The following is a 16,360-nucleotide window of genomic DNA, read 5'->3' on the forward strand; positions in this document are numbered from 1 at the left end:
AATGTAACTTTTTAGTTTAATGGTATATTATTATACTAATTAACTAAAATTAGAGAGATGAGCTAAGATGTAGAGTGTCTGTATAATATTATGTATTAAAAATATTATATATGATGGGTGTATAGTATAAATTGCGTTCTCATCTCTGAACACCCCACTAGCAAACACCTACTCCACAAAGAGATGAACTAAAACTCTAACCCACAAATACCTCAAACCTCTTCCCAAACTAAAAATCTCTTACTATGTTCGGAACTTCCAGATATTCCAGATGGGAACGCAACCTTTTTTTTAAAATTTTAATCAATCAGGTCTCTGATCCTTCTCAGTAAAATTTAATCATTGTAAAATTTAATTATTAAGCCTGTTCCGCATATCCGATTAATAAAAACCGGTTATGATAGGTATTCTGCTCACCAGCACAAAGTCTTCAGCCCGGTGCCAGTTCAAAAACAAACATGCAGTATTAAAAAGCAGTGTTGAATATAGTGGATAAAAACAACCTGTTTATAGAAAGAGAAACAGGATAAAAAATAAATCTGAATCCTGTATGAAGCGTTTCTTTGTTGAATTTGAGCTGGGTGTCAAAAAATCTGTGGGGGCAAACACCCGGCTCACAAACGGTCAGGCTTTCGGAAGCCGAACTCTGGCTGCTGTTTTTAAAAAACAGGTGTTCATTTTCCAGATAGGCTATTTTAAATTGTTCTCCTGATCCTTCTGTATCGTTATCCCCTGTATAATTTCCGAGGCTTAACAGGAGAGGGTCTCCTGAAAGATAGGGTCCTGCAGGATATGTCAGTACACCTTCTTTTATTACAGTCCCCTGCGGTGCGGCACTGACAGAGTTTGCTGTTATCAGTATACCAATAGTCAGTATCAAAATGATAGTATATTTTTTTATGCCTCTTCCTCCTCAGGTTTCAGAACGTTTCAGAACAATACTGAGTAAAACTTATTTTTGTCGTGATATCTTATAGAAGAAATGCATCAGGTAGTATATATTGTTTTTTAAAAATATAAATAAATATATTTCTACTGATTACTTCTTGTGAAAGGAAACCGAGCACGATTTATCTGATAATATAAGGTTATATTAGTGATAAAATGTTATATGTATGAACTAATGAATATGCAGGTAAAATGATATTATTTGTTGAAAATATTATATACAGTAAGTGTGTAGTATAGTTTGTTGTGTTCTCATCTAAACACCTACTTAAAATCTATTCCAAAAGACCTATTTCAACATCCACTCCGAAAAACTACCCACAAGTAAAGAGATAATACAAACTCACAGCCTATGAGTCAAGTACCTCAAACCTCTTCCCAAAAACAAAGCATCTCTTATAAAAATTCGGAACTTCCAGAATCTAGATGGGAACGCAACCTTTTTTGCAAATAAACATTTATTTCAGGTTTTATTAGCTCCTGCAGTTTTCTTACAGGCATTTCACAACAGCCCCGCTGCAATAAAAACTGTTTCCGGGGGTTAAAAAATAAACTGCATGATCCTGGCCAGCAATCATGCAGGATGCCTCACAATTCATACTGCTTTCTTTCTATCATGCCAGGGGTTAATTTCCGGAGAGAAAATATGGTCTTTAGAGGCTTCAAGTGGTATTCCTCCCGATCTTTCAACCGCTGTCTCAATTGTTTTTTCTTCTGCTCTTTTAACGGGTTCAACTGAACCTGTAATCGAACTCTCCTCCCGGACAGGAGAAGCCCCGATAATTTTCTTTGTCCTGAATACTGCAAGCAGGAACCCGTATGTAAGAGGGCCTATGATAATGCCCACAGGACCGAGGACAAAGACAGGTGCTGCAAAGGCTAGGAGAGTAATTGCCGGGTGGATTGCAGCCCGGCTTCTGGCAAGCTTTGGTCTTATGACAAAATCCGGGATGATGTTCAGGAAAACGATTCCCAGGAACACAAGAGCTCCTGCTGTAAAATAGTTCTGGATGAGGACATAGTAAAGGGCAAGAAGACCGTAAACCGTTCCCGCTCCGACAACAGGCAGGAGAGCCATTATAAATGTTACGATGCCCCAGATAAGAGGGTAAGGTACTCCAAGCACCCAGTAAAGAATTCCTCCGATTACACCGGTTGCAAGACAGGTGAGAAAGTAAACTACAAAGAGGTTCTGGTAAATATGGTTCAGTTCCCTGAGGAACACAACCCCCACTTTTCTGTCAGGAAAGAGACCGGGAAGTTCGGCTGCTATAGTTTCACTCTCCACAAGAAGGTAATAGGTAAGGACAACAATAACGATCAGCTCTATAATCAGGATTGAAAGGTCGGTTGATATCTGTACTATGTTATTCTGGATTTGAGGGACATAATCCATGACAAGAGTATTCAGATATCCACCTATGCTCTCGGTCAGTTTCCCGGGATGAGTCTTGATAATTGGCTCAAATAAACCGACTATCCTCCTGAGGTCCATATTTGCAAACCCGTTAAGGGTATTGGGGATTTCTAAAATCCTTGAAGTCTCATTCATAAGGGCTTTTATCATCATAAAGCCTGAGGAAGCTATCAGAATAAAGACCGTCCCAAGAGGGATCAGAGCGCAGATCTGCCTGTTCTTTACGAATTTTAAGCAAAATGAGTAAACTGGATGAATTACGTAAGCAAAAAGAGCGCTCAGAATAATAACATAAAAAAAAGAAGATGTTATATATAAGGCAAATAATGAAACCATTATAAGTACAACTGCATATATAGCTTTAACAGGATCATAATTTTTCATATATCTAAAATACTGAAGAAGTAGATAAATAACTTACTGCCAATATAAAAGAACTTATTTCTACATATTATTTCTACAACTAATAAATTTATTTTACATGTTATTTCCACACCTGGTAAACTTATTTCTACATATTATTTCTACGCCTGGTAAACGGAAGAACTTAGGAAAAGGGAGAGAGCAGGGAAATCTGGTGAAATTGGGATAAATAAGAAAATTAGGATAAATAAGAAAATTAGGATAAATAAGAAAATTGGGATAAATGAGAAAATTGGGATAAATGAGAAAATTAGGATAAATGAGAAAATTAGGAAAAATGAGAAAATTAGGAAAAATTGGATGAATTGGAATAAATGGGAAAATTGGGAAAATTAGGAAAAATTCAGCAAAAAGAGATGAACTGGAGAAAAGAGAAATTCGGGAAAAAATATTTTAAGGAAATATTTCATTATTCGGGTGCAGCTTCTTTTTTCTCCCTTTTAAATATTGCTGTTACCGTTCCTTCATCATCAATGTCATCTTTTATCAGGACAAGTTCCCAGCCTTCATTTCCGATTCTTTCAAGATCGCTCATCTGCTGCGGCATATGAACACCGTGAATTCTGCGAGAATCATACTCCCATAGACGTATCATTCAATACCCCCTGCGATAAATAGAAACTTTGTAACTAAATATTGTTATATAACTATAAATAACCTGGACAAAAGGAAAAAACCAACCGGGTTTTTCCTGAAAATAACGTTAAATCCTGGCTATTTTTCGGGCAGGGGACTTTATCTTCCTTTTAGCGGATTTCAGGAATCGGAAAGTTCCGGAACTGAGGACCTTAAAAGCACACCATTTTCATATTTTATCCTGCGTATTCTTTCACGTGTCATGAAATCGAACACAAGTTCAATATCTTCAGGGTATCTGGAACTGGGATACAAAGGAGCAAGGGGTTCTGAGTTTTGCCCTGAAACATAGAACATATTTTCGCCGAAATAAGCAATGTATTCCAGCTGATATTTTTCGAATACGAGGCGAATGAACTTTTTTGATAAAGGGGGTTTTGAAAATTCAAAATCCTCTTCAGTTAACTCAATGCCTGCTCCATACATAACAGAAGGATTGGCAGGATAGGATATAAATTGAAGGCAAGGTGCAGAAGCCAGAGCCTGTTTATATACCTGCCCTTCAGACCCTGGCTCCCGGGATAAGGCTTATTAACCTGCTAACTTTTCTGCAACGCTCAAGAAGGTCCTGTTCCTGCCTGATATCTTCAAGTTTTTCAAAAATATTCCTGTTCTCAGGGACATAGGGTACCTGTGCTTCAAGCACATTAAGAAAAGATTCAAGCTGCCTGCTCAGCTCATTCTTATCTCTCTCAGAGTCCTGGAAATTCCACGTTCTAACCCTCTGACTTATGCTACAGGTGATTTTTTCCGCAGGCGTGCCTTTTGACTTAAGGCAGGCGGTCTTTGCTCTATATCTGATCCCGGAAAGAGTCTCTTTCAGTTTCTGTTCCTGGACTACCTTTCCGAATTTTTGACGCTCTTTTTTCACGACTTTTTTCGATAAAATTGCATCTTCTTCCACAGCATCGAATATCGACGAAGCCCTATCAAAAGCCCCTGTGCTGTTTTCAAGAAATTCTTTCCTGGCAGAAAGGTCTCCAGGAGCCAGGTCTCCCGCTGTCCGAAGGAGCCCTGCAAATTCTTCCAGAACCCCTTGAAGTTTTCGGTTTTCTGCCAGATAGCCTGTCTCACCTGTCACAGCTGAGAGATACCGTTCACTTTCGAGTGCAGAAGACCTTTCAGCGAAAAAGATCTGCAAAAGAGATTCATAAAAGGGGTGGTAAAATTCGGGAATTGCAGTGCCTACAGAGGCTTCAGACGCCTCTTTAAAGTATTTAACTGCCTCTTTAAGCCCGAAAAGATAAGCAGCTTCGTTTTCTGCCTTAATTGCTCTCCAGAGAGAAGCCCTTCCGAGAGAACGGAGCGCATACCTCCGGACATAGACATAAGGGTTATCAACAAGAGCCTGCAGGTCTCTCCATGCCATTGTTTTGTCAGGCATATAAAAAAAAGCAGGGCCAAGAGCCCGTGTGACTTCACGCTGCACAAAACTATCATTGTGAGACGAAAGCATGATAAGGTCATTCCAGACTTTTCCCTTATCCGGAACCCCGTGATATCCCGATGAAAGGGCAAGTACCGCCCCTTTCCTGACCTCCCTGTCTTCATCCGAGGTAAGCTTTACAAGATCGTTCCATGCCCTCTGTTTATTACCCGAATAGGCGAATGCGGCAGGAAGCAGCTCTGCGGCTCTCCTTCTGAGCTGGGTTTCCCGGCTTTCAACAAGCCTGATAATGTCAAAAAATACTCCTGACTTTTCTTCAACCGCTGGAAAGACATGAGATAACAGTCCTGCAGTATCCTTTCTTACGCCTGTACCCTCATCTTCAGATATCCTGAGGAGTTCATTCCAGATATCCTGTGCTTTGCCTGCTTCCCTTGAATAGCGAGCGAGCAGTGTTTCAATAGCTCCTCTCCTTATCTGAGGGTCAGGGTCCGAACTGAGCCTGAGCAGCTCCTCGATAATTACCTTTTTTTCCGGAATCCCGGAGTAAGTTTCTGAAAAAGGTCCTGCTGAATCTTTTCTTGCGTACTTTTCTCTCTCCCCTTTAAGTCTCAGAAAATCATAGGCAGATTTCTTGCTTTCTTTTTCTTTAAACTGCCCATTTTCTGCATTATCTTCATCCCTCATTTCTCTTCCCTCTGCTATTTCTTTATTCTTCCCCATATCATGCTGACCCCGAGAAGGTCCCGAAAAAGTGACTGTTCCCTTCCTCAGAAAGGCAGTTTTTTCGGATGCTGACCCGGAAAAACCTGAAAATTTGATTTCTTTCTCCCCGTTCCTTCTTCCAATCTCATTTATTTCTCTGATTTCTGCTCTCACTTCATCTGTCCCGTATTCGCTATAAAATTGGGGGTGGATAGAAGAAAGGTTCCTTGCGACCTCCCTGAGCACATAATTATCTTCCTTTTCAGCCAGGTCCACAAGGTCCGAGTATGCCTGGCTCTTGTCGGAAACATAAGGGAATATCCTGTTCAGGGCGCGGGCGGCTGTTGTCCGGATATTTTCGTCTTTGCTTCCTGTAAGCCCTATGAGTTCTTTCCAGGCAGCGTCTTTATTTTCAAGGTACTGGTACACACTGGAAAGGGCATCCACAGACCTATCCCTTACATACTCATCCTGTGCTCCTGTCAGCTTAATGAAGTCAGACCAGACCCTGCTTTTATCTGACATCTCTGTAGAAATAGAAACAAGAACATCTGCAGCCTTCTTTCGCACAGTTTCTCTTTCATCTTCCATAAGCCTGAAAATTGTGTCCCATGCCTTATTCTTATCCGGGACGGAAGAAAAGACCGAAGGCAGAAAGGGCAGAATTTTCATTCGGGCAGCATGATCTGCTGATCCCCCTGCCAGCTCGAGCATCTCTTCCAAGCCTTCTTCTTTCTTTTCATCAGGCAAAAGTGGGAAAACCTCCCTGATAGTCTTTGAAGCCTGTTCACTTACCTGTGAGTCCCCTTTTTCTCCTGCCAGCCCAAGCAGGTCTTTCCATGCTTTAGTTTTGTCTTCTTCAGGCAGCCCCGGAAAAACCATGCTCAAAAAAGAAGCAGCCTTTTTTCGGGCATAAGGGTCGTCTGATGCTGTCATTTCCAGCAAATCCGTCCATGCATGTTCTCTGTCAGGATATTCAGAAATGATGTTTTGAAGAGAGCTGACGATTCCCCTGCTGACGTCTTCAATGCTTGATTTTGAATTTATCAGCTCAATAAGGTCTTTCCATGCCCTGTCTTTATCCGGCATCAGGGGAAAAACAGTTATCAGGGCGTTAACTGCCGCTGCAAAGACCTGTTCAACGGGATAAGCTGTAAGATTTACAAACCTCTCCCAGGTAAGTTCTTTTTCCGGCACATTTGGAAAAACAGTTGTAAGGGAATTAATGGCCTCTACCCTTACCTCGCTGTCCCTGTCGGAACAGAGCCTTAAAAGATCTTCAAATGCCTGTTTTCTGTCCGGAAAAACCTCGAAAAGGGCTCCCAGTTGCTTTGCAGCTTTTGTTCTATCATCAGACTCCTGGCTGAAAGTCTTATCGTGTATACCGGGCTGGTTACTCAAAAATTCCCACCAACTGCTGCTTCAGTTGCTTCCTCTTATGATGTATTTCAGTTTGTCGGGTTTATCTCTTATAGGTATTGATTCTGAATTTTAACTGGCAACAAAACGAGTTTCAGGTGTCGTTCTCATACTCTGGGTATTCGACTTTTCCCATGAAAAGGATGCATTTTGTCCTTCTGTCTTCTATGAAAAACATGAACGGATGGTCAGCTTTGAATTCCCTTTGTTTGGAATCCCATGAGAAATCCATACCTACTGTCATCCCAACCCCTGTTGCTGCGGCAGCTTCTGTTCCTTCTTCCTTCACATCTATAAATGTTTGATGAATTACTTCGGATACTTTTAATGGGTTATTACTTATGCCTGAAAAATTTGCCTGCCTGAAGGCGTCGACAACGCCCATTTCGACAAAGGAGTCCGAAAGTTCTGTTTTAGTCTCAAACTTAAATTTCGGAATTAAAATATCCACGTTTACTGTGGAATCCATTTCATTTTTAAGTTCTGTATAATCGTTAACTGTGAATTCTGTTTCAAATTCTTTGATGTTATTGTCTTTCGGAAGCACAATGTACATAGATAAGTCATTGCCTTTATAAGGCAATTCTATGATTTTTGCCTTTGAGTTTTCGCCATAATTAAAATTGTTATACATATACATCATATCAACAGAGGCTTCTTCCCCATTTGCCGGATAAAAAGCTCTCTTTTCCGTAAGCTGCTTATCAAATGTGTATGCCCATTTTCCGTTAAAGTAAATTGCATTTGTAATAATTATTCGGGTGTCAGGCGTAATCATACTTTTTGGAACCAGATCCTTGATTTTATCGCTGGTTCTGGTTTCTACCCATTCATTAATGGTATTTCTGGAATCATCCGGTTTTCTCACGAAATCAAGGTTAGCTACTTCTCCGTCATAGTATTTTTTCACATTGAAAAGATATTCTTCTTTTACAGGGTAGCCCTCCTGTATCCAGAGCGCATTTGCAGTTTGGAGTTCATAATCGTCGCTTCCGGAATTGATCCTGTCGTTTATTCTCTCCAGACGTACTTTCAAAACGGTTTTGTTGGTAGGGAAATAAAATACGTTTGATATTTGCTCCTTCGTGGTGTTCTCCGCCCCTTCGTAACAGATTGCCATGGCAGCAGAAATGCTGTACGGGGAAAATAAGATGTTTTCATAGTCTCCAGTTACCTGCTGCGTCATCTGTGAATACATATCAAAAGCAAAAGCATTGTTTGCAGAAGCTATGTCATAGCCCCTGACTGAATCCGCATTTATTGTATTTTCTTTAAGAGTAGCTGTATTTTTCTCAAATACTGCCGAATTTTCCACACAGCCGGAGAATAGAAGCGCTAACGTACACGCAAGAAGAACTATTTTTATTCTGGACATATCTCTTAATATTTTAAGAGAGTTATTTAAACATATTTATATATTATCCGGGATATACCTTTTTTCTTAAATAAAGAAGGGTTTTAATCTAAAAAGTAAACATGAATTTTTCACAATTTTGATTGTTTTCTGGGGATCTGTATCTTTTACCATCTGACGGACGCAGCCGCGGTGGGAAGCTTGCTTCCGGATCGATTGTTGTAATCTAAGGATATGTGACAGATTATACTGAGCTTTCTAAAGCTTAAAACGAAGTATTTATTTGTTATTCTGTTTATTCCACTACAGGCATACATTTACTGATATCTTTATTCCGGAGCTAACCTAAAAGAGAAGGACTTAATATCCTGTAAATGAAGGAAGAACTATGCAGCAACAAAAAATAACTCTTGAGCAACTTGCAGAAGAAGTAGCAGATTTTCTTGAGCCTGTAATTCCCTGCCTGGTTATCGGATCTAAAAGGTCGGATGAAGAAGCCGGCAAAAAAGCAGGACCTGAGGTATGGGAGGCCAGGAAAAAACTATGGGAAAAACTATTTTCTGAAAACCATCCTGAATTAAGAGAAGCCGCAGAAGATATGGTTGTTGCATCTTCCAACTCTGAGGTAAAACAGGCTCTGACCCGGGAGATTCTTAAAGTCCTTAAGCAGAACCCGGATCTGGCTCTGGAAATTTCACATTTTACAGAAGGCGAAGAAATCAAGAAAATGATCGAAGAGTATTCTACCGGGCTTAAAATACAGAACTTAAACAATAGAAAGAAAGTGTTTGAAGAATTTAATAAGATGCTCGAAGAATTTATGTCAAAAAGAATTATTGCTCAGGCACTGGAGATGGCAGAAGACGAAACGGATCCCTCTATGTCTGGAGTCATACCCGAAGTCGGAATTAATGTCAAAAAGCTGAAAAGCCCGTACACACACATTCAGCTGACTCAGGAAATCCAGACTGAAGGAACCCCAAGTTCCATAAGAATGGCAAAAATTGCAGAAATGCATATAAAAGGCCAGAGCGAAATCCAGAGGTTTCAGTCTCAGTTATCGGTTCTCTCTGAGCTGGAGGGGCCCGAAAAAGAGGAATTTATGGAAAAAATCCTTGGTTTTGCCTCCGGAATTGAATACGGGGATTTAAGGTCTCAGGCTCTTTCCATGCTTATTCCTTATCTGGAAGAACCCAGGCGGGCAGAACTTATAGAAAAGGCCCTCTGTTCCGCATCAAGAATTCAGGACGAAGAAGAAAGGGCACTTGTACTCCGTTCTCTTGCCCCGCATCTGAGAGGGCCAGGGAAAGAAAGGCTTATTGAAGATATCCTTGCCTTTGCTTTATATATTCAATACAGTGACTCAAAATTCCAGATCCTTTCCTCAATTATCCCTCACCTGTTCGGCTCAAAAAATGAAAAGATAATGGAAAAAGCCCTTGAACTGTCATACAGTATTCAGTCTGAGTATTTGAGGGGACAATCCCTCTCTCTGCTTATCCCTTATCTGAACGGGCAAAGAAAAGAAGAAATTATAGACGAAGCTCTTCAGTTAGCCTTTAACCTTAAAGATAAAGATATGAGACCCGAAGCTCTCTCTTTCATTATTCCGTATCTGGACGGAGTAAGAAAGGAAGAAGTCCTGAAAAAAGCCCTTGAGCTGGCAAAGGGGATTAAATCCGAATACAGAAGGGAACAGGCTCTTTCCTCGCTAAGTTTCCTGTCCTGATGGGCTGGAAAAAATAAGTGGAAAAATAAGTGGAAAAATAAGTGGAAAAATAAGGAAAAAATAAGAAATAACGAAAAAACCTGGCCCAAAACTGTCTTAAATGTATTAAAAAATTGTCAATAATCAGCTGGTAGAATTTTCAGTGGTAGACTTAGAATCAAATTCCAGTTTAAGCCAGTCTTAAATTCCAGTTTAAACCAGTTTTCAAGATTTGTGATATCCGGCCTTTATTTCTCAAACTCTTTCCTTATTTTCCCTACTTTTTCCTGAGCTTCTCCTTTTCTTTTTTCAGCCTCACCTTTTGCTTCCATCTCAATGTCCCCGGTCATTTCTCCTGCGCTTTCCTTGATTTCTCCCTTAGCCTTACTAAACTTGCCTTCCATTTCTTCTTTTGTGCCTTCCTTCATGATACTCCCTCTTTTCTCTTTATTATTCTAAACTTCTTTTTTATTCTAAACTTCTTTTTAGTTAAGGAGAATAACCACAGCTATGTTTCTTATTGAAGCATATGAACCGGAAATTCAGAGATTGCTGGCTTTAACAGGATCTTCTCTGCCCTTATATCCCCTGCCGTGATATTCCCCTGTAATTATATATATTGCATATTATAAGAGTTGATCCCAGTACTCGAAATTTATTTCTTTTGAGTTCCAGTAGAATCCTATTATCTGGTAAAATTGTGAAATTAAGCCGAAGAATCTCAGCCTCTGTCCCAACAAGTTGACCTGAAAAAACCTTTGAAAGAATGGACTGCCTTAATTTTTCTGTTTTTTCCTTGTCGCTTACATCTAAAATGTCATCTCGCAAATTTATCGTTTTTACACGACAAAATCAGCAAATTTCATCGATTATACTAGACAAGTATATCATCACATCAGATGTCTTTAATGAGGAGGTCGTTGATGGGAAGAGGATAAGGTATGTGCCGCTGTTATACTGGCTGCTGGAGTAAATCGGGGAGAAGAGTGGTCATTGAGGAAAATGGGCTTTTGTTGATTGTGTAACTGGCAAAATGGGAAAATCGCAGAGTTTTTTTGGATTTCTTCTTGGGTATAAGTTTCTCATTGACATGAGCACATAGAAGTGGATGACTTTTCCCGAAAAAATAGAGAAGAGCTAAAGTCATTCAATATGATGAATGATTATTCAATATAATGAATGATATGGACATTAAATCCCTGCCGAACATACAAAAACTAATTTTAAAGTAAAGATTTATAGTTAGAGTAGAATTCTATTTAATAAATAAAGTAATTTTTAATTCGTTTTCTCAACAACTGTGAAAATACCTAATGAAAAAATCATAGAAAATCGTTAAATGGAAATATTTTAAACATAAACACACTTGATAGATGGTAGTTTAATGAAAAATCTGAATCATAGACAAAGAGCTCTTCTTTACACCATAGATAAACTCCATGAGAAGGACTTATCTTCGAGATTCATGATAGTGAAGAGTCTTTTTTTGTCTTCTCATGTAGAAAATATAGACAAATTAATTAAATTCTATCATTTTTTCCCTCACCACTACGGTCCTTTTTCCAACGTTTGCTATTCTGATATTTCCAGGTTACAAAAAGAAGGATATATTATCGAAAAGGAAAAAAAGTTTGAATTAACCGAAAAAGGGAAAGAATCTTTAAAAGGAATTGACCCGAAAGCAACTTTAAAAATAAATAGAGTTGTGAAGAAGTTTAATTCTGACAAAGAAATTATGGAATATGTATACCGAAAGTTTCCTGATTATACGATCAAAAGTAAACTTCTCCCCTGCCAGGAAGAGATAAACCACGAGCCTGGCCTTTTCACTATCGGTTACGAAGGAAGAGACATTGACCTTTTCCTTAAAGTCTTAATTAAGAACGACATAGATGTTCTTATTGACGTGAGGAAAAACCCTTTCAGCATGAAATTTGATTTCACAAAAAATAGCCTTAAAAATTATCTCGAACACTCAGAGATTCGATATCTCCACATCCCCGAGCTTGGTATAGAAGGGGAAAAAAGAAAAGACCTTCTCACACTCAAAGATTACGAAAAACTCTTTGAGGACTACCAAAAAACGACAATAAAAGACAATCCCGAGCTTTTAGATAATATTGCGGAATTAAGCCGAAGCCACCGTGTTGCTCTAATGTGTTTCGAAGCCGATGTAAACATGTGCCATCGTGGAGTTATTGCAAGAAATATAACTCAGAAAGAAAATGTGGAAGTATTAAATATCTGAAACACATAAAGGCCATGTAAAACTATTGTTCTATTTTTTGGAGGCTTTTCCTGATTGAAACAGGAAACCGAGAAAATCGTAGTTCTGGTGAGGGCTACACCAGAAGAAAGTAAAAAGCATGGCTATCTCGTATGTGTTGCCGGAATAAATGAGAACGGAGAATTCAGAAGAGTTTATCCTTTCGAATTTAGCTATGGGGAAAAGTTAATCGATTTTAAGAAAAAAGATCGGGTAGAAGTTGTCCTGACGGAACCGGATAACGATCAAAGAAGAGAAAGCAGAAGGCAAATTAGCTACAAGAACCTGCATTCCCCTGTTGAGGATGAAGAACTAAGAAATTTACTCCGGTCGAAAGTAAGTTCAATTGAAAAATTAACTGAAGATAATGCAAGTCTTGGAGTAGTAAAACCTGAACTTTTGGACGTAAAGATCGAAATAAACAGCACTGAAATATACGATAAGCAGCAGTATTTCAACTTGATGGGCGATTATCTAGTTGAGAAAAGAGAAAAAGTCAAAATGCCTGTTGAATTGAGATATCATTTCAGGTGCAAAAACGATCCTGCCTGCAAAGGGCATCAGATCATCCTGCTTGACTGGGAATTTAACGAACTTGCAAGAAATATTATGCGGACTGATACAGACCCTGCATCCATAGAAAAAAAGATTCGAAAAAAGTTTTATGACTTCATGAAGGAAAGAGATCTTTATTTTGTAATGGGAACCCATTTCCGCTTCAAGACCTGGATGATTATTGGGATTTTCTACTTAAAGAAGAAAGATGAGAAGCAGAAGGGGCTTTTTGATTTTTGAAAGTTTTTACGTAACATGTATATTATGAAAATGAAAATTCAAATTGTAAAAAAAGATTATATAGTTGGATGTTTATTTTTTATTAAGAAGATGAGAGGCGAACGAATGGAAAGAACAGAAGTTTCATCATCAAACATTGAATCAATAGGTTATGATGAGAGTAAAGAAATATTGGAAATTGAATTTAAAAGAGGAAATATATATCAATATAAAGGCGTTCCTGATAATATTTTTCAAAATCTTCTTCGTGCAGGTTCACATGGAAAATATTTCAATGTGCATATAAAAGATAAGTATCCAACAATAAAAATTAATTAGATAACTTAAACAATAATTCGTTTATTTTATCAGGGATATTTGTTTTATCACAATAATTACCTAATACTTCTCCAAAAATTATTTTGCTGAATTTTTTTCCACTCCCTTGATTTAAAGATTTAAGTTCTGAACTGAACTTTTTATCAGGATTAGAGCTACATTTCTCTCTTAATTTACTTATGTTTTTCAAAGACCATTTGGATTTGCTAATATCTTTTCCACACTCGGCTAAGTAATTTTTCCAAGACTCATATAGAACATCATCACTAAATGAATCTTCAAATTCTTTTGTTCCTACAGTGATCTGCCTATCTGGGTGGATTTTTAGCTCATCGATTAATTTTAAAGTTTCTTCGCTTGCATCATTGTCCTTAACGACGTAAATGCTATTTTCATCTACTAACTCTAACAAAGCTTTTGCAAAACCAGGAATATTCTTTATTCCTCTTGTATTGATTACCTTGATTAAATCGCTATTTAATGAAACATCGTATATTTTTTCATAAATCCTTGGCAAAAATGATTCTTCTGTTTCACCTTCTACAAGAATAATTTTCTTGGCAAAATACAAGTAGATATTTTCAATTCCAAGTTTTCTTAAGATTTCATCTGAAGTTTCCGGTTCATTCTTTAGAGATTTAATCTTTGTTTCATTCGCGTTCTCTTGGACTAATAGACGTATTTGTTTTGGCTTTATAGCATTGATTAAAAAAGGTGAGTGAGTAGTTATGATAATTTGGCAGCCTTTTTTACCTAATTCTTTTAAAATGTTTAATAGTTCTAACTGTGCTTTTACATGTAAATGTGTATCAGGCTCATCTAGTATATACAATTTTGAGTCTTTGCACGACTCCTCGTATTCCACTTTGTATTCAAGCAATGCTAAAGAAATTCTTCTTTTGGTTCCATCACCCTTTTTTTCAACAGAAATTTCATTTCCATTTTCTAAAAATTTGACTTTTGAATAGATGTTTAGATTCTTAGGTTCAAACAGGGGTTCAATTTTAATATCAGTGAGTTGATTTAAATACTGTTTCAATTTTTCTTTTATTCCTTTTGATTTAAGGTCTTCAGAAATTGATTTTGAATAACTATCCAATTCTTCTTGAATTATTTCTTTAATTGTTTTCCCATCTTGAATTTTTGTGTCCCAAATATTAGCTTGTTTGTCTTTGAGAAAAACTTCCTTAAAAAAAGATTCCACATTTTCAAATTGTTTCCCATCAAGTTGAATTTTATTTAATTCAAAAAAATGCCCATTACTGATGATTATTTCATCTTCAGACAATTTCGAATTCAACTGATTTTTTAAGGTTTGAATGCTGCTATTTACGCGCACAGTCAACCCAAATTTTTTAGATAAATCCTTGATCTTAGACTCTTGAGCTTCAGTTAAACTATCTGGTAATGAAGTTAGAAATTCTTTAGTTTCTTGAATGAACTTTTGACTTGGTTTTATTATAAAACTAGAGTCCGGGAATTTTTCTTTTCTGTATTCTTTTATAAATTCAAAGTCTTCTGCAACTAATTTTATTTTTATTTCGTTACGCCCATAATTAAAGTCATCAAGTTCTAATGAATAATCTTCCGTAAAAAGATTTAAACAGCTAATGATAGAACTTTTGCCACTGTCATTTTCTCCAACTATCAGAGTAATACTATCTTCAAATGCAATTTTTAAGTTACATAAACACCTAAAACCATCAATTTCTAGCTGTTTAATCTTCATTTTAATTACTTCCACTAGCAATTGATGTACAGTTACTTCCTAATGTATTTATAGATATTTTAATGTTCTAATTATTTATATTAATGAATTGCAATCGACAGAGTTGAAGTACATAATGGCAAAAAACTTATCTTTTTTCTCGCCCTTCCTTCTCTCTTTCTTTATTTTCTCCATCGAGACTTCTTCTATCGCATGCACTCTAGTTTTTCCCTCTGGTAATTCTAATCTCATTTCTATAGAAAAAGAAGTTATTGGAAGATCTTGCCAAAAGACATTATAAAATGAGCTTATTAATGCGCTCATCAACAGAACAAAAGATACAAAGAAAAAGAACTCGATAATTTCATAGATCACGCACTGGTTTGAAAAGATAAAGATAGAAGTACTTAATATCAATTTAATATCAAGCCGATTCCAAAACCCGAAATTGCTTCTTTCACCCTTATCTCAATAATAGATGAAATCTCTAATCATGGAAAACAGTCTAAATAGTTATAATTCGAGAAAGGTTGGTTTTTGATAAATTCATGGACTTTTATCTAGAGCGCCTTTTATAAATTCTATTCTACTCAATCGTAAGGTAAGATAAAAATATAACCCCGAATAGAAACAAAAGAGAGATAGTAAAAGAAAAATGCTAAATGTTGCAACAACTATCCAAGTACTATATTTAGAGAAGTAAAAGAAAACAGTATAAATAATTGTAGAAAATATGAAAGAGAGTGATAGATTGAATAGACATTCTTGATAGCAATAATAATTTTCATCTATATAGATAAACTTATCAATAGGTAAAAACCCTATGAAATAGAACCATTTAACTCTATTATCATCAACGTCTTTGTAAAGGTTTTTATCTTTAAGAATGTTTATAAGATCGCTTTCTTTACAATTAATATAATCCATTTTATTGTTTATCAGTCTACGAAAGGGCAATATATTCACTACTTTATATATAAGAGTCTCTATAAATAGATGAGACAAAGTATCTACGAGAATTCCTACAATAGTTGCAAAGAAAATAAGACTACCTACTGCCCCTATGAACGTTGCCCAGCTATTACCCTGTCCTTGTAATAAAGAAAATAAACTATCGATATAATTTGAAAACAGCATATAAAGAACCAAGAAGATACCAATTGTAACAAATACACCAGGAAAAGTATTAGAAATGAGTTTTGAAAAAGATATTTGAGAAGGAATTTCCGCCATTTAAATATCTCCTCGATTTCTGTTGCGTATTGAACCTTTATAA

At 37.0% G+C, this 16,360-nt stretch carries 13 protein-coding genes; 4 read left to right on the forward strand and 9 right to left on the reverse strand.

Annotation, left to right across the window (positions count from 1 at the left end):
• Positions 1–466: 466 nt before the first annotated feature.
• The 6 genes from M886_RS10980 to M886_RS11005 all read right to left on the reverse strand — a co-directional run bounded on the left by M886_RS10980 (position 467) and on the right by M886_RS11005 (position 8,310).
• Positions 467–880, reverse strand: a complete 414-nt coding sequence (locus tag M886_RS10980) for a hypothetical protein (RefSeq protein ID WP_048051176.1) — start codon at positions 878–880, stop codon at positions 467–469.
• Positions 881–1,543: 663 nt separating this feature from the next.
• Positions 1,544–2,749, reverse strand: coding sequence for an AI-2E family transporter (locus M886_RS10985; protein ID WP_011034582.1), 1,206 nt, complete (start codon positions 2,747–2,749; stop codon positions 1,544–1,546).
• A gap of 448 nt (positions 2,750–3,197) precedes the next feature.
• On the reverse strand, positions 3,198–3,383 hold the full coding sequence (locus M886_RS10990; RefSeq protein ID WP_011034583.1) for a hypothetical protein: 186 nt from the start codon (positions 3,381–3,383) through the stop codon (positions 3,198–3,200).
• Between the two features lie 161 nt (positions 3,384–3,544).
• Positions 3,545–3,850 (reverse strand): hypothetical protein, encoded by a 306-nt coding sequence (locus M886_RS10995; RefSeq protein WP_011034584.1) that lies wholly within the window; start codon positions 3,848–3,850, stop codon positions 3,545–3,547.
• 76 nt (positions 3,851–3,926) lie between these two features.
• Positions 3,927–6,917, reverse strand: a complete 2,991-nt coding sequence (locus tag M886_RS11000; RefSeq protein ID WP_048051177.1) for a HEAT repeat domain-containing protein — start codon at positions 6,915–6,917, stop codon at positions 3,927–3,929.
• Positions 6,918–7,029: 112 nt separating this feature from the next.
• Complete coding sequence (locus M886_RS11005) at positions 7,030–8,310, reverse strand: serpin family protein (RefSeq protein WP_048040655.1); 1,281 nt, start codon at positions 8,308–8,310, stop codon at positions 7,030–7,032.
• 367 nt (positions 8,311–8,677) lie between these two features.
• On the opposite strand from M886_RS11005, the gene M886_RS11010 reads away from it, so the two are divergent.
• The gene (locus M886_RS11010) at positions 8,678–10,018 is read left to right on the forward strand and encodes a hypothetical protein (protein ID WP_048051178.1); all 1,341 of its coding nucleotides are present in this window, start codon (positions 8,678–8,680) and stop codon (positions 10,016–10,018) included.
• 227 nt (positions 10,019–10,245) lie between these two features.
• On the opposite strand, the gene M886_RS11015 is transcribed toward M886_RS11010, so the two are convergent.
• Entirely contained in the window at positions 10,246–10,425 is a 180-nt protein-coding gene (locus M886_RS11015) for a CsbD family protein (protein WP_011034588.1), read from the reverse strand.
• Positions 10,426–11,381: 956 nt separating this feature from the next.
• Between M886_RS11015 and M886_RS11020 the strand changes: the two genes are divergently transcribed.
• The 3 genes from M886_RS11020 to M886_RS11030 all read left to right on the forward strand — a co-directional run bounded on the left by M886_RS11020 (position 11,382) and on the right by M886_RS11030 (position 13,376).
• On the forward strand, positions 11,382–12,245 hold the full coding sequence (locus tag M886_RS11020) for a DUF488 domain-containing protein (protein ID WP_048051179.1): 864 nt from the start codon (positions 11,382–11,384) through the stop codon (positions 12,243–12,245).
• A gap of 54 nt (positions 12,246–12,299) precedes the next feature.
• On the forward strand, positions 12,300–13,058 hold the full coding sequence (locus M886_RS11025) for a hypothetical protein (RefSeq protein ID WP_048047772.1): 759 nt from the start codon (positions 12,300–12,302) through the stop codon (positions 13,056–13,058).
• A gap of 105 nt (positions 13,059–13,163) precedes the next feature.
• On the forward strand, positions 13,164–13,376 hold the full coding sequence (locus M886_RS11030; protein ID WP_048047776.1) for a KTSC domain-containing protein: 213 nt from the start codon (positions 13,164–13,166) through the stop codon (positions 13,374–13,376).
• Here the strand turns inward: M886_RS11030 and M886_RS11035 are convergent.
• Positions 13,369–15,120 carry an AAA family ATPase gene (locus M886_RS11035; RefSeq protein WP_152558024.1) on the reverse strand — a complete coding sequence of 584 codons (1,752 nt, stop codon included), beginning with the start codon at positions 15,118–15,120 and terminating at the stop codon, positions 13,369–13,371. The two genes, M886_RS11030 and M886_RS11035, sit on opposite strands and share 8 nt — an antisense overlap.
• Before the next feature lie 510 nt (positions 15,121–15,630).
• Positions 15,631–16,317: a hypothetical protein gene (locus tag M886_RS11045; protein WP_048047775.1), complete on the reverse strand. Its 687-nt coding sequence runs from the start codon at positions 16,315–16,317 to the stop codon at positions 15,631–15,633.
• Between the last annotated feature and the right edge of the window lie 43 nt (positions 16,318–16,360).

The organism is Methanosarcina soligelidi, from assembly GCF_000744315.1.
Taxonomy (GTDB): domain Archaea; phylum Halobacteriota; class Methanosarcinia; order Methanosarcinales; family Methanosarcinaceae; genus Methanosarcina; species Methanosarcina mazei.

Excerpts from the sequence above, each read along its gene's own strand:
- M886_RS10985 (WP_011034582.1), bottom strand. The coding sequence starts at position 2,749 with ATGAAAAATTATGATCCTGTTAAAGCTATATATGCAGTTGTACTTATA.
- M886_RS11010 (WP_048051178.1), top strand. The coding sequence starts at position 8,678 with ATGCAGCAACAAAAAATAACTCTTGAGCAACTTGCAGAAGAAGTAGCA.
- M886_RS11045 (WP_048047775.1), bottom strand. The coding sequence starts at position 16,317 with ATGGCGGAAATTCCTTCTCAAATATCTTTTTCAAAACTCATTTCTAAT.
- M886_RS10990 (WP_011034583.1), bottom strand. The coding sequence starts at position 3,383 with ATGATACGTCTATGGGAGTATGATTCTCGCAGAATTCACGGTGTTCAT.
- M886_RS11005 (WP_048040655.1), bottom strand. The coding sequence starts at position 8,310 with ATGTCCAGAATAAAAATAGTTCTTCTTGCGTGTACGTTAGCGCTTCTA.
- M886_RS10995 (WP_011034584.1), bottom strand. The coding sequence starts at position 3,850 with ATGTATGGAGCAGGCATTGAGTTAACTGAAGAGGATTTTGAATTTTCA.
- M886_RS11015 (WP_011034588.1), bottom strand. The coding sequence starts at position 10,425 with ATGAAGGAAGGCACAAAAGAAGAAATGGAAGGCAAGTTTAGTAAGGCT.
- M886_RS11020 (WP_048051179.1), top strand. The coding sequence starts at position 11,382 with ATGAAAAATCTGAATCATAGACAAAGAGCTCTTCTTTACACCATAGAT.
- M886_RS11030 (WP_048047776.1), top strand. The coding sequence starts at position 13,164 with ATGGAAAGAACAGAAGTTTCATCATCAAACATTGAATCAATAGGTTAT.